Origin of the sequence: Rhizobium sp. PL01 (assembly GCF_033447125.1) — a bacterium.
Classification (GTDB): Bacteria; Pseudomonadota; Alphaproteobacteria; order Rhizobiales; family Rhizobiaceae; genus Pararhizobium.
This window is the reverse complement of sequence record NZ_JAWQUM010000002.1, coordinates 114,567-134,855: the sequence shown is the minus strand read 5'-3', so window position 1 is coordinate 134,855 and position 20,289 is coordinate 114,567. Positions and strand designations below refer to the sequence as shown.

General features: G+C 59.2%; 21 protein-coding genes. 9 read left to right on the top strand and 12 right to left on the bottom strand.

The window, feature by feature from the left end:
- Positions 1–34 precede the first annotated feature (34 nt).
- Both R6X40_RS05030 and R6X40_RS05025 read right to left on the bottom strand, forming a co-directional pair.
- Complete coding sequence (locus R6X40_RS05030; RefSeq protein WP_318411552.1) at positions 35–418, bottom strand: hypothetical protein; 384 nt, start codon at positions 416–418, stop codon at positions 35–37.
- A 42-nt stretch (positions 419–460) separates the two neighbouring features.
- The gene (locus R6X40_RS05025; RefSeq protein ID WP_318411550.1) at positions 461–2,326 is read right to left on the bottom strand and encodes an ABC transporter ATP-binding protein; all 1,866 of its coding nucleotides are present in this window, start codon (positions 2,324–2,326) and stop codon (positions 461–463) included.
- Positions 2,327–2,718: 392 nt separating this feature from the next.
- Here R6X40_RS05025 and R6X40_RS05020 point away from each other — a divergent pair, with 392 nt between their 5' ends.
- Positions 2,719–3,183: a tRNA (cytidine(34)-2'-O)-methyltransferase gene (locus R6X40_RS05020; RefSeq protein WP_412178328.1), complete on the top strand. Its 465-nt coding sequence runs from the start codon at positions 2,719–2,721 to the stop codon at positions 3,181–3,183.
- A 16-nt stretch (positions 3,184–3,199) separates the two neighbouring features.
- Here the strand turns inward: R6X40_RS05020 and R6X40_RS05015 are convergent, their stop codons facing one another.
- Entirely contained in the window at positions 3,200–3,769 is a 570-nt protein-coding gene (locus tag R6X40_RS05015) for an NAD(P)H-dependent oxidoreductase (protein WP_318411547.1), read from the bottom strand.
- A 74-nt stretch (positions 3,770–3,843) separates the two neighbouring features.
- On the opposite strand from R6X40_RS05015, the gene soxR reads away from it, so the two are divergent.
- A complete protein-coding gene (gene soxR, locus R6X40_RS05010) occupies positions 3,844–4,323 on the top strand; it encodes a redox-sensitive transcriptional activator SoxR (RefSeq protein ID WP_318411545.1) in 480 nt (159 codons plus the stop codon).
- Between the two features lie 37 nt (positions 4,324–4,360).
- Here the strand turns inward: soxR and R6X40_RS05005 are convergent, their stop codons facing one another.
- On the bottom strand, positions 4,361–4,621 hold the full coding sequence (locus R6X40_RS05005; protein ID WP_318411544.1) for a hypothetical protein: 261 nt from the start codon (positions 4,619–4,621) through the stop codon (positions 4,361–4,363).
- Between the two features lie 210 nt (positions 4,622–4,831).
- Between R6X40_RS05005 and hemF the strand changes: the two genes are divergently transcribed.
- Positions 4,832–5,743: an oxygen-dependent coproporphyrinogen oxidase gene (gene hemF, locus R6X40_RS05000; RefSeq protein ID WP_318411542.1), complete on the top strand. Its 912-nt coding sequence runs from the start codon at positions 4,832–4,834 to the stop codon at positions 5,741–5,743.
- Between the two features lie 69 nt (positions 5,744–5,812).
- Here the strand turns inward: hemF and R6X40_RS04995 are convergent, their stop codons facing one another.
- The gene (locus R6X40_RS04995; RefSeq protein WP_318411541.1) at positions 5,813–6,067 is read right to left on the bottom strand and encodes a sulfur globule protein precursor; all 255 of its coding nucleotides are present in this window, start codon (positions 6,065–6,067) and stop codon (positions 5,813–5,815) included.
- Between the two features lie 156 nt (positions 6,068–6,223).
- Between R6X40_RS04995 and R6X40_RS04990 the strand changes: the two genes are divergently transcribed.
- Positions 6,224–6,487 carry a BON domain-containing protein gene (locus R6X40_RS04990; protein ID WP_318411540.1) on the top strand — a complete coding sequence of 88 codons (264 nt, stop codon included), beginning with the start codon at positions 6,224–6,226 and terminating at the stop codon, positions 6,485–6,487.
- A 16-nt stretch (positions 6,488–6,503) separates the two neighbouring features.
- Here R6X40_RS04990 and R6X40_RS04985 read toward each other — a convergent pair whose 3' ends face one another.
- The 4 genes from R6X40_RS04985 to R6X40_RS04970 form a co-directional block, all read right to left on the bottom strand.
- Complete coding sequence (locus R6X40_RS04985; RefSeq protein ID WP_318411538.1) at positions 6,504–7,118, bottom strand: ABC-type transport auxiliary lipoprotein family protein; 615 nt, start codon at positions 7,116–7,118, stop codon at positions 6,504–6,506.
- A gap of 201 nt (positions 7,119–7,319) precedes the next feature.
- On the bottom strand, positions 7,320–8,690 hold the full coding sequence (locus R6X40_RS04980) for an MlaD family protein (RefSeq protein WP_318411537.1): 1,371 nt from the start codon (positions 8,688–8,690) through the stop codon (positions 7,320–7,322).
- 104 nt (positions 8,691–8,794) lie between these two features.
- Positions 8,795–9,604, bottom strand: a complete 810-nt coding sequence (locus tag R6X40_RS04975) for an ABC transporter ATP-binding protein (protein WP_318412353.1) — start codon at positions 9,602–9,604, stop codon at positions 8,795–8,797.
- A 35-nt stretch (positions 9,605–9,639) separates the two neighbouring features.
- A complete protein-coding gene (locus tag R6X40_RS04970) occupies positions 9,640–10,782 on the bottom strand; it encodes an ABC transporter permease (RefSeq protein ID WP_318411535.1) in 1,143 nt (380 codons plus the stop codon).
- A 140-nt stretch (positions 10,783–10,922) separates the two neighbouring features.
- Between R6X40_RS04970 and dgcA the strand changes: the two genes are divergently transcribed.
- Complete coding sequence (gene dgcA / locus R6X40_RS04965; protein WP_318411533.1) at positions 10,923–11,906, top strand: N-acetyl-D-Glu racemase DgcA; 984 nt, start codon at positions 10,923–10,925, stop codon at positions 11,904–11,906.
- On the opposite strand, the gene R6X40_RS04960 is transcribed toward dgcA, so the two are convergent.
- Together R6X40_RS04960 and R6X40_RS04955 are read right to left on the bottom strand one after the other, a co-directional pair.
- Positions 11,858–13,078, bottom strand: a complete 1,221-nt coding sequence (locus R6X40_RS04960) for an MFS transporter (protein ID WP_318411531.1) — start codon at positions 13,076–13,078, stop codon at positions 11,858–11,860. The genes dgcA and R6X40_RS04960 overlap by 49 nt on opposite strands.
- 92 nt (positions 13,079–13,170) lie before the next feature.
- The gene (locus R6X40_RS04955; protein ID WP_318411529.1) at positions 13,171–14,004 is read right to left on the bottom strand and encodes a UDP-2,3-diacylglucosamine diphosphatase; all 834 of its coding nucleotides are present in this window, start codon (positions 14,002–14,004) and stop codon (positions 13,171–13,173) included.
- 204 nt (positions 14,005–14,208) lie between these two features.
- Here R6X40_RS04955 and R6X40_RS04950 point away from each other — a divergent pair, with 204 nt between their 5' ends.
- The 4 genes from R6X40_RS04950 to R6X40_RS04935 all read left to right on the top strand — a co-directional run bounded on the left by R6X40_RS04950 (position 14,209) and on the right by R6X40_RS04935 (position 19,557).
- Positions 14,209–16,521: an NADP-dependent malic enzyme gene (locus R6X40_RS04950; protein ID WP_318411527.1), complete on the top strand. Its 2,313-nt coding sequence runs from the start codon at positions 14,209–14,211 to the stop codon at positions 16,519–16,521.
- Between the two features lie 172 nt (positions 16,522–16,693).
- Complete coding sequence (locus R6X40_RS04945; RefSeq protein ID WP_318411525.1) at positions 16,694–17,431, top strand: helix-turn-helix transcriptional regulator; 738 nt, start codon at positions 16,694–16,696, stop codon at positions 17,429–17,431.
- Positions 17,432–17,627: 196 nt separating this feature from the next.
- Entirely contained in the window at positions 17,628–18,272 is a 645-nt protein-coding gene (locus R6X40_RS04940; protein WP_318411524.1) for an acyl-homoserine-lactone synthase, read from the top strand.
- Between the two features lie 175 nt (positions 18,273–18,447).
- Positions 18,448–19,557, top strand: a complete 1,110-nt coding sequence (locus tag R6X40_RS04935) for a DUF2865 domain-containing protein (protein ID WP_318412351.1) — start codon at positions 18,448–18,450, stop codon at positions 19,555–19,557.
- Here the strand turns inward: R6X40_RS04935 and bluB are convergent, their stop codons facing one another.
- The gene (gene bluB / locus R6X40_RS04930) at positions 19,558–20,265 is read right to left on the bottom strand and encodes a 5,6-dimethylbenzimidazole synthase (RefSeq protein ID WP_318411522.1); all 708 of its coding nucleotides are present in this window, start codon (positions 20,263–20,265) and stop codon (positions 19,558–19,560) included. It lies immediately after the preceding gene.
- Between the last annotated feature and the right edge of the window lie 24 nt (positions 20,266–20,289).

Here is a 20,289-nt window from a genome sequence, read left to right as displayed (position 1 = left end):
CATGTTTCCACGTGAGGACTTCAGGTTCGGTTGGTCAGTTGTCGGCGTGCTCGGTGGAAGGATAGAGGCAAAATTCGACTTCGTAACCGAATGCTGAAACCAGCGCCATGGTCGAGGGTTTGAGGCCAAGGCTCAAGTCCGTCGTCGTCGCACTGTCAAAATAGACAGCGATGCGAACACCATGGCCATGCCCGAGAGCCCGCAACGCGGAAAGCTGAGCCGCATAGGCATCGACATGGACCGCTAAGAAGCTGCTCGCATCCGGCTTGTCGGCGATCAGCTGTGGCGGCTCGGCCAGAAAGCCGCCATTCTTTCCATAGCGGTATTGCCAGTCCGGATTGGCTGCGGTGAAGACATCGAAAGCCTGCGTGCGCTCACCCTTGATCAGGATGTCGAATTCAAAACCGATATCGCTCACGTCGATCATCCCGGGAGATAGCATACAAGGCTGAGAGGCGGCCTATTCGGCCGCCTCCTCCTTCTGGTTTGTACCGTTGGCATCATCGGCAATGAAGCCACCGGACTGTCTCGACCAGAGGTCAGAATACAGGCCGCTGCGGCTGATCAGCTCGGCATGGCTGCCGGTCTCGATGATCTTGCCTGCTTCGAGAATGACCAGACGGTCCATCTCCGTCAGCGTCGACAGGCGGTGGGCGATCGCGATCACCGTCTTGCCCGTCATCAGGGCAAACAGGTTTTCCTGGATCGCGGCTTCCACTTCCGAATCAAGTGCCGAGGTTGCCTCGTCGAGGATCAGGATCGGTGCGTCCTTCAGGAAGACGCGGGCAATCGCTATCCGCTGGCGCTGGCCACCGGAAAGCTTGACGCCCCGCTCGCCAACCTGCGCATCGAGCCCCCTGCGGCCCTGGTTATCCTCGAGCATCTCGATGAAGTCCCAGGCATTGGCCCGCTTGGCGGCTGCGATGATGTCGGCATCGTCGGCTTCCGGGTGACCATAGGCGATGTTGTCGCGGATCGAGCGGTGCAACAGGGAGGTATCCTGCGTCACCACACCGATCTGTGCGCGCAGGCTGTTCTGCGTTGCCGCAGAAATGTCCTGCCCGTCGATCCGGATCGTGCCCGATTCGAGATCGTAGAACCGCAACAGCACGTTCATCAGCGTCGTCTTGCCAGCACCGGAACGTCCGACCAGACCGATCTTTTCACCCGGCTTGATGTCGAGCGAAAGGTTTTCGATCACACCCTTGTTCTTGCCGTAGTGGAAGCCGATATTTTCGAACGCGATGGCACCCTGCGGCGCTTTCAGCACCGTGGCATCGTCATTGTCAACGATGTCATGCGCCTTGGTCATCATGCTCATGCCGTCATAGACCGTGCCGATGTTTTCAAACAGCGCCGAGACTTCCCACATGATCCACTGCGACATGCCGTTGACGCGCATGGCGAGCGCTACCGCGATGGCGATCGAGCCGACGGACATGCCGCTGGTCATCCAGAAATAGATGCCAAGCGCTGAGATCGCGAACAGCGCGATGCAGTTGTTGGTGTAGACGAGCACATGGAACAGCGTCACCTTGCGCATCTGCCGATGCACGGTCTGCAGGAACGCATCCATGCTTTCCTTGGCATAGACCTCTTCCCGGCCGGCGTGCGAGAACAGCTTCACCGTGGCGATATTGGTGTAACTGTCGACCACACGCCCCGTCATCATCGAGCGAGCATCCGCCTGATCCTTGGAGATCTTGCGCAGACGCGGCACGAAATAGGTGACGATGCAGACATAGATGATGATCCAGACAACCAGCGGTGCCAAAAGCCGCCAGTCGGCGGCTGCGACCACCACGAGCATCGAGATGAAATAGGCAACGACATAGACGAAGACATCGAGGATCTTCATCACTGTTTCGCGCACGGCAAGCGAGGTCTGCATCACCTTGGTGGCAACACGGCCGGCAAACTCGTTGGCGAAGAAGGTCATGCCCTGACGCAGCAGATAACGATGCATCTGCCAGCGCGCGATCATCGGATAATTGCCGAGAAGCACCTGGTGCATGATGATCGAATCGATCGCGACGACCGTCGGCAGGCCGATCAGGATGAGCGCGCCCATCCAGAACAGCTTCGTACCTTCGCTTTGCAGGAACGTGTCCTGCTTGGCAGACGACAGCCAGTCGACGACATTGCCGAGGAACTGGAATAGCGCCACCTCGCCGACGGCGATCAGCATGGTGCAGACCGACATGGTCAACAGCCAGGGGGCCGCCGGCTTGGTATAGTGCCAGCAAAACGCAAACAGCCCTTCCGGCGGAACCTTGGGTTCCTCGACAGGATAGGGATTGAGGCGGGATTCAAACCAGCCGAACATAATAAGCTCCTTCAGGAAACCAGTGAAGGAAGGCGGGAGATCCCGCATTCATCGATCAGACATTAAAAACCGGAAAACAGCTCAATCTTGCACACGAGACGTGTTCGTCCGGAAAGCGGGCGGTCGTGCGCAATGGTACTGTAAAAAGAAAAGCGCGAAACCGGTCAGCCCAAGCGGACTGGAGGCACAGCCTGGAGGCTGGTGGTCATTCGAATATCCATGTAAGCCTCCTGTGGTTCGCGTTGCAGATGTTGCAGACATAGATTGATTTGCGCCAATACGCCAGATTGCTGCTGGCGTTTTTTTCATCATTTTTGTCTCAACGAGGATTCTGTTGCCATTACGGCACAGATTGATTACGGGCATTGATGGACCCCATAAGACTTGTTGATATGTCGCACCATTCGCTCCGCATCGCCCTCTACCAGCCCGATATTCCCGGCAATACCGGGACGATCCTTCGTCTTGCCGCGTGCCTGGGCCTTGCCGTCGATATCATCGAGCCCGCCGGGTTCGACCTCTCGGACAAGAACCTCAAACGCGCCGGTATGGATTACATCGCTTCGGTGACACTCACCCGCCACGTCAACTGGGAGCGTTTTGAGGAGGCCCGGCTTGAACAAGGGCGCAGATTGGTCCTCGCCTCTACCAAGGCCGCCGAACCCTACACGCGTTTTTCCTTCCAGCCGAACGACACCCTGCTGTTCGGCCGTGAAAGCGCCGGTGTCCCGGACCACGTCCATGACAAGGCGGACGGGCGCATCATCGTCCCGATGGTCGAGGGGCAACGGTCGTTGAACGTTGCCATGTCGGTGGCGATGATCGCCGGCGAGGCGATCCGGCAAGTTAACGGCTAAAGCCTGGCGCAAGACCTCATGCGGCAACCCCGCCATAGGCGTTTTCGGCCCGGGCAGTCTTCAGCGCCCTCGCCCACCATTTCAACCGCCGCAGCATCACGATCAGGCCAGCCTTGGCTTCGACCGCCTTGAACGGATTTCCGGCGGCATCGAACTGCGCCCAGACATTGGAAAAACTGACGGTGTCGCGGATCGTCACCGTGTGCAATTCGGCAAACACCTGCCGCAATTGCTCGACGGCCCGTAGTCCGCCCGACACGCCACCATAAGAGATGAAACCGACAGGCTTTGCATGCCATGGCTCGTAGCAGCTGTCGATCAGCTCCTTGAGGGCAGCCGGATAACCGTGATTGTACTCCGGCGTGACGACGATAAAGGCGTCGGCCTCGGCAATCCGTTCCTCCAGCAATCCCGCGTTTAACGCACAATCCCCGGCCGATCCCTTGAACTCGAGCGGATCGATGAGACTAACCCGGAAACCGCTTTCGGCCCATAACTCCGTCAAGACCCAGTTGACGACCGTGTCACAGAAGCGCCCTTGCCGCGCACTGCCATAGACGACGGCGATGGTCATTTTCTCGTTCATGTCTGCGAAAGCTCCGTTGTCGATACGATGGAGCTCATGGTATAGAACCTCAACTAAAGTTGAGGTCAATAGACATGCCGGAAAAAAATCGAACCGATCTCCCGCGCCGCGAACTGACTGTCGGCGAGGTCGCCGCGCGCAGCGGCGTCGCGGTGTCGACACTGCATTTCTATGAGACAAAAGGCCTGATCAAGAGCATGCGCAGCCGAGGCAATCAGCGCCGTTATCCCCGCAGCGTGTTGCGGCGAATCGCCGTCATCAAGATCGCCCAACGCACGGGAATTCCGCTCGCCGACATCCAAAGGGAGCTTTCAGCCCTTCCAAACGACAGGCAATTGCTGGCGAGCGACTGGGCGCACCTGTCGGAACACTGGAAGGCCGATCTGAACGAGCGCATCGCCAAGCTCACGGCTTTGCGCGACCAGTTGACCTCCTGCATCGGTTGCGGCTGCCTCTCCATGCGGGACTGTCCGCTGCGCAATCCATGCGACGCGCTATCGGAAAAGGGTGCTGGCGCCTATCTGATCGAGCATGCTGGCGAGGAGCAGGACTAACCAGTCAGCCGTTACGGCAGCTTGACAGATTGAAACGTCAATCAGCGCTCGGCAGACGCCGCATGGTGAATTCGATCTGGTCGCCGTCAAGTTGGCGCCAGCTCTCCACTTCGGTCCAGTAGGCGGCTTTCGGCCAGGCCTCGAACCATTCCTGCGCCTTCTGGCGGGCATCGGTGCGGTCGAGCCGGAAGGTCTCGCGCACGAACAATCCGTCATTGCGTTGCGGATTGCCATTTCGGTGCCGGGCGATCTGACGTTTCAGGCCGTCAAGCGGTGGTCCTGCCGGAAGTCTTGCCATGTGCTCACCTTTCGCCAGTGGAGCCTCTCATGATCAAGATAGGGAGATATTCCTGCTTTTGCGAGTCGGAATCTCCGAATGGGAGTCTGCGGCAGACTGACCTGTCGATGCCTGCGCCGTTGCAGCTGTGGCAAAAATATGAACTGTCGGCCAATATGCGAATCGGCGCGCTTTTGGGCGCTCGAGGCCCCGCCAAACAGGATTACTTTCATGGAACGACCCAACCTGCCGCAGGGATTGCCCGCGGATATCGAAGACAAGAAGGCAAAAGCCACCGCCTGGTTTCAATCCCTTCGCGATAACATTTGCGCAGCGTTCGAGACCATCGAGGACGAACTGGCAGGCCCGCTATCCGACCGCGAACCGGGGCGTTTCGTTGGCAAGGACTGGTTGCGCGACAAGGGAGCTGGCGGTGGCGGGCGCATGTCGATGATGGAGGGCCGCGTCTTCGAAAAGGTCGGCGTTCACACATCGACAGTCTACGGCGAATTCTCGCCGGAATTCCGCAGCCAGATCCCCGGCGCCGAAGAAGACCCAACATTCTGGGCCTCCGGCATCTCGCTGATCGCACACCCGGTCAATCCGAACGTTCCGGCTGTTCATATGAACACCCGCATGGTCGTCACCACCAGCCACTGGTTCGGCGGCGGTGCCGACTTGACCCCCGTTCTGGACAGCCGCCGGCTCCAGACCGATCCGGATACGATGCTGTTTCACAAGGGCATGGAGATCGCCTGCAAGCGGCACCCGGTTGCCGACCATGCCCGCTTCAAGCAATGGTGCGACGACTATTTCTTTCTGAAGCACCGCAACGAACCGCGTGGCACAGGCGGCATCTTCTACGACTGGCTGCATTCTGAGGCGGAAAAGGGCGGCTGGGAGGCCGACTTCGCCTTTACCCAGGACGTCGGCAAGGCTTTTAGCCTGATCTATCCGAAGATCGTCCGCGCCAATTTCAACAAGGCTTGGAGCGAGGAAGACCGCGACGAACAGCTGGTGCGCCGTGGCCGCTATGTCGAATTCAACCTGCTCTACGATCGCGGCACGATCTTTGGATTGAAAACCGGCGGAAACGTCGATTCGATCCTCTCGTCGCTGCCACCCGTTGTCCGCTGGCCCTGAAACCAGATTGCACGAACGAAAAATCCGGCCGCGTAAACGGCCGGATTTTTGTTGTCTGCAGAGTCCCTGTCAGTCGCAGATCTGGACGCGGCGGATGTGCAGATTGCCCCAGCGGTCCCAGCGCTTCACCTTCTTGGTGTAGCAGGACGGCTCGTAATATCCGCCGCCGTAGTAGTCGCCGCCATAATAGCCAGTGTTGTAGAACCCGATGGAAAACCCGCCGTGGCGATGGCCGTGATGGCCATGTCCACCGGCCTGTGACGGTGCGGCAAACGAGACGGCGGCAATGACTGCGACGGCGCCGGAAATGATAAACTTTCGCATGATACTGTCTCCTCTGTTGGTTCCTGATGAGTTCGTCTCATCCAGTGACCCAACAATCTCACGCGCCCCTTATCTTCGCTGTTTCGAATGGAACAAGGCTGAACAAAAGCCCCGCAGGCGCGTTATCGGCGAACAACCGGATCGGAGAACTGAGCCATGGTTTTCAAAGAGCGCACATTTTACGGCAAGCCCCCCGAAGAGCTTTTCGAGGGATATCAGGCCGACCTGGAAACGCGGGTCGCCAACTGCCTGGCCACGGTAGACGGGCTTGATGCATCGGATATTTCGGTGGTCTCGAAGGGAAACACGATCATCTTGAGCGGCACGGTCGCGACCATTGAGGAAGCGGAGCGGGCAGAGGAAGCCGCAAACACTGTCGAAGGTGTTGCGGAAATCGTCAACCGGATCGCGGTTTCCTGATCAGATCGCTGCCTGGTCAGATGGCCTTGAGTGTCCAACGAACGATCTCGCCTGCAACCTGGGCAAACGCGCCATCAAGGCCTTCGACGAATGCTGCTGCGCCGGTGCCGCGCACGGGCACGCTGGCGCGGAAAGCTCTCTGGGCGCCAACAGTGCCGTTGCGGTCGTTGAGAATCTTGGCAAAGATCTCGACTACGGCGGTGTCCGCTCCTTCGGTCGATATTTCGAACGAGCGGATTTCGGTGATCACCTGATAGTCAATGGCCAGTCCCTCGCCCGGCTTGCCGACGCCGCCGATCTTACCGGTGTTTTCGAAAGCCTGGACAAGCTTTGCCTGAACCATCTTCGGCAGGCGGTCGCTCCATTGCGATTTTGCGAGATACTGGATCTCCGAACCGGACAGCCGGATAACAACCTGATCGCTATCGAGCGCTTTCAGCGCAGTCGGCTCGGGAATGAGGATCTGCTTGCTGGTCGATGACGGGCCTTCAATGGCCGGCGATGACGACAGGCTATAGGTATCGTTGTTCGCCTTGCTTGCGCAGGCCGACAGTGCAGCAGCGAGAATGAGAGTTGTAGAGGCCCGGATCAAACCTGCCTTTCGACCATACAGAACGCCCGGAAACTTCATTTCTAACACTATCCCTCGTCAATCAGCAGCAACTTAGAGGCAAGCTCAGTCAAGACAAGCCAAAAAGCCACCATCCAGGCGCATACGCAGTAAAAAACCGGCAATGCTTGCAGCTGTGCCACGCCCTAAAGGCAGCAGGGACGGTATAGGCGATTCGATACGCCCGCTGGCGAAAATTACCTGAGCCGGCTGCGGATCGAATCAACGGCGCGTGCGTCCGTCATACTGCTTCACGGTTTCGCCGCCGAAAAGCAGCCGCTGCGGATCCTTGTCGAAGGTCGAAATCGTCGTGTCGAGCGTGTTGACCGTCCGGCGGGTATCGCTAACCAGAGCTTCAATATCGCGCAGGCCCGAACCGGAGAAGCGCTTGAGGTTTTCGGCGATCGGGCCGATCTGCGCATTCAGGTTATCGGCAACCTTTCGGAAGGATTCCATCGTGGCACGAGCATCCGCCGATAACGACGGTGCATCTGCGTCACCGAGGAACCCGTCGAGCTTGACCAGAATGCCATCGACGCGGCTGGAGGCGGCATTCAGCTTGTTGGCCATCTGTGTAACATCGGTGATCGTCTGGTCGATATCGTTCTGCCGGCCTTTGATCCGCTCGGCAAATTCCGCGACCGAAGCGACTGCCTTGCGGGCATCGGCGCTTGCAGCGGAAACGTCGTTGACGACGCCGGACACCTTCTGCGTATCGATCGAGGCAATCAGCGTATCGACACGATCCAGCGACGCGGTGGCCTTTTCCCCAAACCGTTCATAGGTCTCGGCCGTCTTCTTGAACGAGGCAATGGTGTCGGCGACGCCGGTGGACGCGGCACTCAGATCATTGCTCATCTTCTCGACATTGCTGACGATCTGGTCGATCTTCTTCGGATCGACCGATTTCACCAGAATATCTGCCGCAGACAGGGTCGAATCAAGCTTGCCGGCCGCAGCCGTAATCGAGGTCGACAGCGCACTCACGCTCTTCAGGAACTGATCGATCCCTTCGGAATTGTCTGCCAGCGACTTGGTGAAACGATCGGCATTGGAAATCGTATTGGTCAACGGTCCGCGCACGTCCTTGACGAAACCCTGGATGTCGCCGATCGCATTGTTCGCCCGGTCAAGGATCTTGTCGGCGGTCGCCAGCAGGCTGGTGACGCTGGATTGATCGGCGGTCAGCTGCGCGGATGTCCCGGTATCGAGCGCCTTGCGCAGGATGTTTTCCTCTCCCTTGTTGCCGCCGCTGAGTTCGATATAGGCAGCACCGGTCAGGCCCTGGATCTCCAGCGTCGCCGTCGTTGATTTCAGCACCGGCGCGTCCGCGGACACCTCGGTCACGGCAACAGAGTAACGCGGATCGTTGGAATTGATGGCAAGGTTACGAACCGAACCAACGGGAATACCGTTGAAACGCACCGGCGAACCGACGCTCAGGCCGTTGGCCGATCCGGGGATGCTGATAACCAGCTCCGCCATCTCGCCGCTTCGCCCATATTGGGACATCCAGTAGACAAAGCCGAAGGCCGCAAAAATGACCGCGACGGTGAAAAATCCGACGATGGCGTAATTGGCTTTTGTTTCCATTGCTACCGGTACCCTTGGGGGACGCCGCCAATGCGGCTCCTTGCTTCAATTAATCAGTCGGTTTCCATCAATCACGCGTGCAACGTCTTAATCATGCAGTGTTGTCAGGAAGCCTTCTTGTCGTCCTCGCGCACGATTGACCGCGCACGCTTGCCCTGGAAGTAGGACGTCACCCACTCGTCGTCGCAGGCCAGCATGTCCTCGATCGTGCCTTCGACGAGAACCTTTTTCTTGCCGAGCACTGCAATCCGGTCGCAGACCGAAAACAGGCTGTCGAGGTCGTGAGTCACCATATACACGGTCAACCCAAGGGTGTCGCGCAGTTTGGCGATCAGGTTATCGAACTCGGCCGCCCCGATCGGGTCGAGCCCGGAGGTCGGTTCGTCGAGAAAAACGAGGTCCGGATCGAGCGCCAGAGCCCGTGCCAGAGCAGCGCGCTTGATCATGCCGCCGGAAAGTTCGGAGGGGAACTTGTCGGCCGCTTCCGGCGCCAGCCCGACCATATCGATCTTCAGCCGCGCCAGCTCATCCATCAGTTCCTGCGGCAGATTGAGATATTCCCGCATCGGCACCTGGATGTTTTCCTTGACCGTCAATGCAGAAAACAGCGCGCCATGCTGGAACAGAACCCCAAGGCGCATATCGAGCGCCATGCGCTCCTCTTCGCTCACCGCATCATATTCAACGCCGAGAATCTCGATCGAGCCCGACCGGCGCGGCAAAAGGCGCAGGACGGTCCGCATCAGCACAGATTTCCCCGTGCCGGATGCCCCGACGAAACCGAGAATTTCGCCGCGGTAGATATCGAGATTCAGCTTGTCGAGAACGATGTTCGAGCCGAACCCGACGGTCAGATCCTTCACCGACAGGATGACCTCCGTGCCGTTTTCGCCGGCCTCCGCGCCCGCTGTCATATTGTCTTTCGGATCCACCGGCAAAACCTCATCCATCAGAAATTGATCGCCGCGTAGAAGATCGCAAACAGGCCATCGACAAGAATGACCACGAAGATCGACTTCACCACCGACTGCGTCACATGCTTGCCGAGCGATTCGGCACTGCCGCCGACTTTCAAGCCTTCTACGGCAGCAACGACACCGATAATCAGAGCCATGAACGGCGCCTTTATCATGCCGGCGAGCACCGAGGAAAAGTCCACCGCTTCCTGAAGCCGGGCCAGGAACGTGGCAAAGGTGATGCCGGAATAGCTCCAGGTAACGACCGCAGCCCCTGTGAGGGCGGCAAAATTCGCCAGGATCGTCAGCAGCGGCAACGCGATGGTGAGCGCGACAAGCCTTGGAAACACCAGAACGCCGATCGGGCTCAGCCCCATCACCTTCAGCGCGTCGATTTCCTCGCGCATCTTCATCGAGCCAATCTCGGCCGTGATCGCACTGCCGGAACGGCCGGCGATCATGATGGCGGTGAGCAACACACCGATTTCGCGCAGCTGCAAGATGCCGACCAGATCGACGACGAAGAGTTCGGCGCCGAAATAACGCAGCTGGAACGCACCCTGCTGGGCAATGATCGCGCCGATGAGAAACGACATCAAAAGGATGATCGGCACCGCCTGAACACCCATACGATCGATCTGACTGACGATTGCCGCCGGCGATACGCCGCTATGGCGGCCAAGCTTCAATTGCGCGCCGCGCACGGCCGAACCGAGAATGAACATCGCCGCGACGGTATCTTCCCAGGCCGAGACCACCGAATTGCCGACAGGGGTAAAAATGCGATTGAAAAATGAGCCGCGTTTATTCTGTTCGACGGCTGGCTCCGGCAGTGTCTCCGGCAGGGCATTCATGAGCTCGAGATAACGCGGCTTGTCGCTCGTCAGCTTGGCATCGCCGATCTGGGTCATGAAACGGCGAATGACCCAGGCGCCAGCCGTATCCATGGCGGTGACGTCGCTCAGATTGACCTCGGCCGTTTCGCCGCCCTTGGCAGCGAATGCATCCAGCTTCGGCGTGGCCAGATGAATGGAGACGCTTCGCCAATCGCCACTAAAACGATAAGCCCGGGCGTTGCCACCGTCAGCTTGTTCAAGCTGCACGTCGGTCTCGGTTTTCACTTCTGAACGCGTCACGTCTGTTGGGTCTTCCGGAGATGGCTGCATTTGATAAAACGTCAGCGACTCATAGCCGCTTGAGCCCGGTCTGTCACCGATTGAAACGTTTCCGTGCCAAACGGTTGCCAGCTGAGATATGGAAGCCACAGGAGAAAGCCATGACCCGCCAGATGAAAACCGCTGTCGAACACTTCCCGATCGCCGGCAGTTTTACCATTTCGCGCGGCAGCAAGACCACGGCCTCCGTAGTCACCTGCCACATCTCGGACGGCGCTTTTGCTGGCAGGGGCGAATGTGTGCCCTATGCGCGCTATGGCGAAACCATCGACAGCGTACTCTTAGAGATCGAAACGAGCAGGCCACGGATCGAGGCTGGCATTGATCGCGAAGAACTACGGCAGACGATGAAGGCCGGGGCGGCGCGCAATGCCGTCGATTGCGCGCTCTGGGATCTTGATGCGAAGAAGGCCGGTGCACGCGCTTTTACGCTGGCTGGCCTTGCGGAGCCCGGTCCGCTCACAACAGCCTACACAATTTCGCTCGGAGAGCCGGAAGCCATGGCCGCGCAGACGGCGCAATATACGCACCGGGCGCTTCTGAAGGTCAAAGTCGGAACCGATGACGATGCCTCGCGCATTCGCGCCGTTCGGGCCGCAGCCCCCAATAGCGCCATCATTCTGGATGCCAATGAGGGCTGGTCGGAAACCAATCTTGCCTACCATTTTAACGTCTGCGCAGAATCGGGTGTCGCACTCATCGAACAGCCCCTTCCCGCAGGACATGACGCCCTGCTCGCCTCCGTTCATCGCCCTGTCCCGGTCTGCGCCGATGAAAGCGTCCACAAGACCGAAGACCTGCCAAAGCTCGCGGGCCTTTACGATGCGGTCAACATCAAGCTCGACAAGACCGGCGGCCTGACCGAGGCCCTGCGCATGCGCGATGCGGCGCGGGCGTTGAACCTCAAGATCATGGTCGGCTGCATGGTCGGCACATCGCTCGGCATGGCACCGGCGGTGCTTCTGGCGCAAGGCGCCGATTTCGTTGATCTCGATGGCCCGCTGCTTTTGGCCCGCGATCGCGATCCCGGCCTGCGCTACGAGGATTCGCTGGTCTTCCCGCCTCTTCCCGCCCTCTGGGGCTGAAGGTACCAGGCGGCAAAGGCGGAACAGCAGCCGACGAAGGCAACAACCGACATCGAATAGAAGCCGTGAACACCAAACCAGGTGTAGAAATAGCCGGATGTGAAGGTGAAGATCGCCGAGAACACGCCGGTATAGAAGAAATACAGCCCCTGCGCCGAGGATTCCTGCTCTTCGGGAACGCGCTGTACCAGAATGTTCTGCATGCCCGTATGCATGATTGCGTAGGTGAAGGCGTGGAAACATTGTAGCGCGAAATAGCCCCAGAAGCCGAGATCCATCGGAAAGATGATCCAGCGCACCACAGCAAGCACGCAGCCTGAAAAGATCATCGTCCACAGGCTGAACCGCCGGATGATCATCCTGGCGCAGAAGAACATCGCCACCTCGGCCGCCACACCGGCACTCCATAGAAGGCCGATTTCCGTGCCTGAAAAGCCGATATGCTGCCAATAGATCGCCGAGAAGGCGAACAGCATCGCATGACTGCCGTTCACCAAAGTCACACCGATCAACAGCAACTGCAGATCGAGTTTGCGCAACGCCTTTGGCGGCGGTTCCGTCAGCGTCGTCAAGGTCGACGGCCGGCGCGGCTTGCCGACGCGCGGCGCGATGAAGGTCAGAGCAATCATCAGCAGAAAGCCGCCCGCCATAGCTGGCAGAACCATCGAGCCACCATAGAGCCCGACCATCACGCCACCCAGCATCGTCGCACCGATGAAGGCGACGGAACCCCAGACGCGCATGGTGGCATAATCGTAGCCCCAGCGCCGCACGCCAGTCAGCGCGATCGCTTCGACGATCGGCACATAGGGTGCATAGACACCGCCCTGAATGGCATAGATGACCAGTACGAACCAGAAACTATGGGATACGAACAATGCCAGCGCCGTCAGCAATGACAGCACGGCTGACCAGATCAGGACTTCCGCCCGCTCGCCGATTCTGTCAGCCAGAAGCCCGACCAGCGGCGCCGTGATGACGCGCACGAACATCGGCAAGGCGAGGATGATGCCGATTTCGAAATCGCTCAGCGACAAGGTGCTTAGCCAGACCGGAAAATACGGCATGGCGAAACCATTGACGACGAGAGGCGCACAAAAGAGCAAGGCGATGCGCGGCACGAAATAGCGCGGCGCTTCCTCGCGAAAGGGAGGCGGAGACGAGGGAATCATGGAAGGACCTGACAGTTACGTCCATGATTTATCACGCAGTGCAAGAACAGCGCCAGCCGCTAGTTTTCCCTACAGTCTGGATCGCTGCAGTTTTATGCCGCCTGTTGCGAAAGAGCCCGCGCCATCATCACTTCGACCTCGGTCGTGTCTTCACGAACCGCAGGCACGTTGCTCAACTCCCGCCAAGTGATCAATTCCATGGTTCCGTCATGATGCTCGGCAATGGCCGTGCAGCTTTCCACCCAGTCGCCGGTATTGATGTAACGAATACCGCCGATGTCTTCCATGACCGCGTGATGGATATGACCGCAGATGACACCATCGGCTTTTTCCCGCCGCGCCTCATCGGCAACCACCCGCTGGAATTCGCCGATGAAGTTGACCGCGTGCTTGACCTGCTGCTTCGCCCAGGCAGAGAACGACCAGTATGGCATGCCGAGACGGCGGCGGATGGCCGCCAGCCCGATATTGATGACGATCGCCATGTCGTAGGCCCAGTCGCCGAGATAGGCGAGCAGGCGGGCATTGCGAACCACGACGTCGAATTCGTCGCCATGCAGCACCAGATATTTGCGGCCGTCGGCCGCCTCGTGCATGTGTCGCTGGGCGACCTCGATGCCGCCGAAATGCACGCCAGGGAAATCGCGCATGAATTCGTCGTGATTGCCCGGAATATAGATGATACGGGTGCCCTTGCGCGCCTTGCGCAACAGCTTCTGGACGACGTCGTTGCAGGATTGCGGCCAGTACCAGCTGCGCTTCAGCCGCCATCCGTCGATGATATCGCCGACCAGGATGATTGTCTCCGCATCCGTCACGCGCAGGAAGTCGAGGAGATAATCGGTCTTTGCAGCCTTCGATCCCAGATGAACGTCGGAAATGAACAGGGTCCTGAAACGCCGGGTTTCTTGCTCTTTCTCGGTCATTCTGCCTCGCAACGGTCTGTTGGCCTCTTTCTAGGGCTTTCCAAAACAGACTCTTGTTTCAGGAGAATGACAGCCTGTGGAAGCAGCCCTTGTGCCGGAGAAACACCTGTTCCTGAAAACCGTTGATAAACGCCCGTTTCGAAACTGTACGGAGCCGCCGTTTCATGCAAAAAGAGCCGCGACGAATAGGTAAGGATTAAGAATATGAGCACCGGCGACAAAGCCAAGACCCCAGCGGTTCCAGCAAGCGGCGACCTTGACGAACAGGCACTGTTCTTCCACCGTTATCCCCGCCCCGGCAAGCTCGAGATCCAGCCGACCAAGCCGCTCGGCAACCAGCGTGACCTGGCGCTCGCCTATTCGCCTGGCGTTGCCGCCCCCTGCCTTGCCATCCGCGACGATCCTTCGACCGCTGCCGACTATACGGCGCGCGCCAACCTGGTCGCGGTCGTCTCGAACGGCACAGCGGTTCTCGGTCTTGGCAATATCGGCCCGCTCGCCTCCAAGCCGGTGATGGAAGGCAAGGCCGTCCTGTTCAAGAAATTCGCCGGTATCGACGTTTTCGACATCGAAATCGACGCGCCCGAAATCGACCAGATGGTCAATGTCATCTCGGCTTTGGAGCCGACATTCGGCGGCATCAACCTGGAAGACATCAAGGCGCCGGAATGTTTCGAAGTCGAACGCCGGTTGCGCGAAAAGATGGATATTCCGGTTTTCCATGACGACCAGCACGGAACCGCGATCATCGTTGCCGCTGCCATCCTCAACGGCCTCGAACTGGCCGGCAAGGACATTGCCAAGGCCAAGATCGTCACGTCCGGCGCCGGTGCCGCAGCGCTTGCCTGCCTCAATCTTCTGGTGACGCTCGGCGCCCAGCGCGAAAACATCTGGGTCCACGATCTCGAAGGCCTCGTCTATGTCGGCCGCGAAGTGCTGATGGACGAATGGAAGTCAATCTATGCGCAGGACAGTGCCAACCGCGTTCTGGCCGACAGCATTGCCGGCGCCGACGTCTTCCTCGGCCTTTCGGCCGCAGGCGTTCTGAAGCCGGAACTGCTGGTCCAGATGGCGGAAAAGCCGCTGATCATGGCTCTTGCCAACCCCAATCCCGAAATCATGCCGGAACTGGCCCGCGCGGCCCGCCCGGACGCGATGATCTGCACCGGCCGGTCTGATTTCCCCAACCAGGTCAACAACGTCCTGTGTTTCCCCTATATTTTCCGTGGCGCGCTCGATTGCGGTGCCCGGACGATCAATGAGGAAATGAAGATGGCAGCGGTGCGCGCCATCGCCGCTCTTGCCCGCGAGGAGCCGTCCGATGTCGCCGCCCGCGCCTATTCCGGCGAAACGCCGGTCTTCGGCCCGGACTACCTGATCCCCTCGCCGTTCGATCAGCGCCTGATCCTGCGCATCGCGCCGGCCGTTGCCAAGGCCGCCGCCGACAGCGGCGTCGCCAACCGGCCGATCACCGATTTCGACGCCTATCTCGACCAGCTCAACCGCTTCGTCTTCCGCTCGGGCTTCATCATGAAGCCGATCTTCGCTGCAGCCAAGAATGCCCAGAAGAACCGGGTCATCTTCGCCGAAGGTGAGGATGAGCGCGTGCTGCGCGCCGCCCAGGTCCTGCTCGAAGACGGCACGGCCCGCCCGATCCTGATCGGCCGCCCCCACATCATCGAGACGCGGCTAAAACGCTACGGCCTGCGTATCCGTCCTGACGTTGATTTTGAAGTGGTCAATCCGGAAGGCGATCCGCGGTTCCGTGACTATGTCGACGATTACTTTGCATTGGTCGGCCGCCTCGGCGTCATTCCGGAAGCAGCCCGCACCATCGTCCGTACCAACCAGACCGTGATCGGCGCGCTCGCCGTTCGACGTGGCGAAGCCGATGCGCTGATCTGCGGCGTCGAAGGCCGCTACAGTGCCCATCTTCGCGCCGTGTCGCAGATCATCGGCAAGCGTGAAGGCGTTTTGGATTTCTCTGCGCTCAGCCTGCTGATCTCCCAGCGTGGCGCCACCTTCCTCACCGACACCTACGTGACCTTTGATCCGACGGCAGAGGAAATCGCCCAGAAAACGGTGATGGCGGCCCAGGAAATTCGCCGCTTCGGAATCACGCCGCGCGCCGCGCTCGTATCCCATTCGAACTTCGGCTCGCGGGATTCGGAAAGCGCCTTCAAGATGCGTAAGGCGATGCAGATCGTTCGCGAACTGGCGCCAGATCTTGAAGCGGACGGCGAGATGCATGGGGATTCAGCGATTTCCGAAAGCCTGCGCAGGCGCGTCATGCCCAATAGCACGCTCACCGGTGAAGCCAACCTGCTGGTCTTCCCAAACCTCGATGCCGCCAACATCACACTCGGCGTGGTCAAGACCATGACAGACAGTCTGCATGTTGGACCGATTCTCTTGGGAACGGCCCTGCCGGCGCATATCCTGTCGCCATCAGTGACCTCGCGCGGCGTGGTCAACATGGCCGCACTCGCGGTCGTGGAAGCCTCCTACCCCGCCTAGTGAAAACTGGATTGAGCCGGCTCAAAACCCGGCTCAATCGAAGTGAAGAAAAACAAAGAATAACAACTTATAGTTTAGTTTTTCGACGAAACATTATTAACCGAAGATTGTACTAGACAAAGACTGAAACCGTTATCATGCTGAAACCTACCAAATAACAGGGTATTTCAGCATGGCTGACCAACAGGCATTCTTTGACCTGCTGGACATCATGGAAACCGAGAAACTCGTTGAGCCAAAACGGTTTTTCGACCTGATGCGCAGCACTTTCAGCATTGCAAATCTGCTTTATCTCGACGTCGACGTCCCGACGGCGGGTTTTTTTATCCACAGGCTGCACCACACTTTCAGCGCGCGCAGCCTCACAACCTATGTCGATAAGCGCTACCAGCGCATCGACCCCATCCTGCGCATGACCTTGGGCAGTGTCAGGCCAGTGGATTGGGCAACAGCCCGTAAGCTTCACCCTGATAGCGAGCCACTTTTTTCCGCAGCGACACAGCTGGGCCTTGGCCTTGAGGGCGTGACACTGCCACTTGCCACACACACGCGGCGGCTCGCCTTTCTGGCAATCCAGTCCGATATACCCGCCGATGAATGGCCGGCCTACCGGCGCTGCCACCTACGCGACTTTCAACTGCTGGCAAATCTATTCCACGCATCGCTGCTGGAAAGCGACAGCAGGATCGAGCTTACGGAACAGTGCGCCAAAGCGCTGACCCACCGGGAAACCGAAGTGCTCGGTTGGGCGGCGGCCGGCAAGAGCTATTGGGAAATCGGCACCATCCTGGGTATCTCCGAGCGAACCGTGCGCTTCTTCATGACCAATACCCGGCGCAAGCTCAATGTTGTCTCCAACACCCAAGCCGTCGCCCAAGCCGTCCGGCGCGATCTCATCCCGACGTTTTGATGTCATTCCGGCAAGGCGCCGGCTCAGCCTCAGGCACCACATCATCTGTCCCTTTTTCCCTGACGGGAGGTCCTTGCGGACCTCCCGTCAGGAGAAACATATCCGCGTGCATTAGAAACCTGTCACTACCGACAGTTATGCCGGATGGCGATCCCTGACAGCATTTGCTCCTCGAATACGAACACAGGAGCAAACAATGATCAGGATTTTCAACCGCAACACCGGCAAGCAGCATCCGGGCGATCTCGATGCCATGTACAAGCTGCGCAAGCGCGTCTTTCATGATTTGTTGAAATGGGACGTCTCAGTTCGCGGCGATTGGGAGATCGACGACTATGACGACGCCAATCCACTTTATGTACTGTCTTATTCCGATGAGACCGGCCGCCTGCGCGGTTCGCTGCGGCTTTTGCCGACACTTGGACCAAACATGCTGGATGATACGTTCCCGATCCTGCTTGGCGACAATCCGCAGGTGCGCAGCGCCTCGGTCTGGGAATCCAGCCGTTTCTGCATCGATCCTACTATCTCGCAGGATCGCGGCTCAAACCAGGTGACGCTGGCCGCGGCGGAGCTGATGTGCGGCGTTGGCGAACTCGGGCTGTCATCCGGCCTCAGTCACATCGTCACCGTCACCGATGTCTTCCTGGAGCGCATGTTCCGGCGCATGGGCTGCCCCGGCGAGCGGATCGGCGAACCGCAGCGGATTGGATCGGTCTACGCCGTTGCCGTTGCCTGGGAGGTCACACCCGATCTTCTGGAACGAATGAAAAGCGTCGCAGAAATCGGTGGATCGGTGCTGGAGCGGCCGATGTCGCTGGAAATGGCCCGGGCGGCTTAAACGACCGGCCCCGGGAGAGCCGCCGATTGTGGCTCTCCCGCCTCGCCCAGCATGTTTCTCCCACCTGCCGTTAACGCTGGTTTGCGGACTGCGTTGCAGCACCGTCGAATGACGCTATGATGGGAGGAAAGTCAGAGTGCGCGGGATGTTCCTTCGCACCCGGCGCGGTGCCGGTATGCTCAGGCGAGAGAAACACGTGATCTTCCGTTCGATATCCTTTGCGGCGCTGATAGCCCCGCTTCTTCTGGTCATGACGGCCACAGCCGACGCCTCATCGGTGTGCGAACGGCTGAGTGCTGACCTTGCCAGCTTGCCGAAGATCGTCGCCTCCAATGCCAATCTGCGCGACTATACCGGCGCGATCTCCCGCCAGAACCTGGACCTGCGGCAGGCGCGCAGCGATCTCAGACGGATGGGATGCAGTTCAGGCAGCGTCATCATTGTCGGAGGCGAGAACGAAGAAGCCTGCCATAGCCTCGGTGCCGAAATATCGCAGATGGAGATGGATCTCGAAACGCTGAAGGCGCGCCGTCAATCCATGTTGGATGGCAGCAACAGCGACATCAGCCGGCGGCGCGTTCACGCCGCGCTGGCTGCCAATCGCTGCTTTGAGGAACAGGATGAAGTCCTCAACGCCGCCGTGGAAGAACCGGAAACCCACCGGAATATCCTAAACGACCTGCCGCCGATCAACGAAGGCTATGACGACTGGCGCGGCAGCAACGCCGACTTCACCACACCGGATGATGGTTTTGGGCCGAGCGCCGACTATCCCGGTAGCCTGCGGACACTCTGTGTCCGCACCTGTGACGGGGCGTTCTTTCCGATCTCGTCGAATTCATCGCCGGCCGATTTCCAGCGCGATGCCGAAACCTGTCAGAGGCGCTGCCCCGGAACAGAGACGGCGCTCTATTATCACGCGCTCGTAACCGAAGAAACAAATCAGATGGTTTCCGCCGCCACCGGCGAGCCCTATGCCGACCTGCCGTCGGCTTTCGCCTACAAAACCCGCGATCTCAGCCGGCCCGGCCAATGCGGCTGCTCTCCAGCCAGCCGGACAGCCACGCAACAAAGCACGCCGGACGACGGCAAGGGTGTCATCGACCTTCGCACCAGCAAGAAGGCTGACCCGATTGAGGCAAAGAGCACAATTGCCGACCGGCCCTACAATCCGCAGGACACCAAGGTCCGCGTCGTCGGCCCAAGCTTCCTGCCCTCGCAGGAAACCTCGATCGATCTCAGGCATCCTGCCGGTCCGGGATATCAGCAGCAGCAAACCAACTGATCAATCGCCTGCTGATCGATTGCTTGGCCTGACGCCCCAGGTATCCTCAAACACCAGCTCCTCAAGCGGCAAGCGCTGACGCCAGCCTTTGACGGCAAGCTCCGGCTCGGCATACAGCGCATCGACATAACCAAGGCACAGCCAGGCGATGATCTCGATATGATCGGGAATGCCGAGCACGTCCTTGATATCGCGATCATGGAAAATGCTGACCCAGCCGACACCCACCCCCTCGGCGCGTGCGGCCAGCCACAGGTTCTGCACCGCACAGACAGTGGAAAACGCATCCATGCGCGGATTGTGCGTCCGGCCAAGAACCACTTTTCCGGCCCGCGTCGGATCGCAGGTAACACAGATGCTCACCGGCGCCTTGCGGATGCCTTCGAGCTTCAACGACCGGTATTGATCCCGCGCCGCGCCTTCGAACATCAGCGCCGCTTCCTCGTTCGCGCGCTGAAAGGCCTCGAAGACACGAGCGCGCTTTTCCTCGTCCCGGACAACGATGAAATTCCACGGCTGCATGAAGCCAACGGACGGTGCACTATGAGCGGCGGCAAGAAGCCGCCCGAGCACGTCATCGGGCAACGGTGTCGGTAGAAATTGATCGCGCACGTCGCGGCGGGTTTCGATGGCCCGGTAGACGGCAGCGCGCTCGTCTGTTGAAAATGCGTCCGCCTTCACAAGGCGGTCTTGCGGTTCAGTTTGCATCGTTTGATCCCCAACAATGCGAAA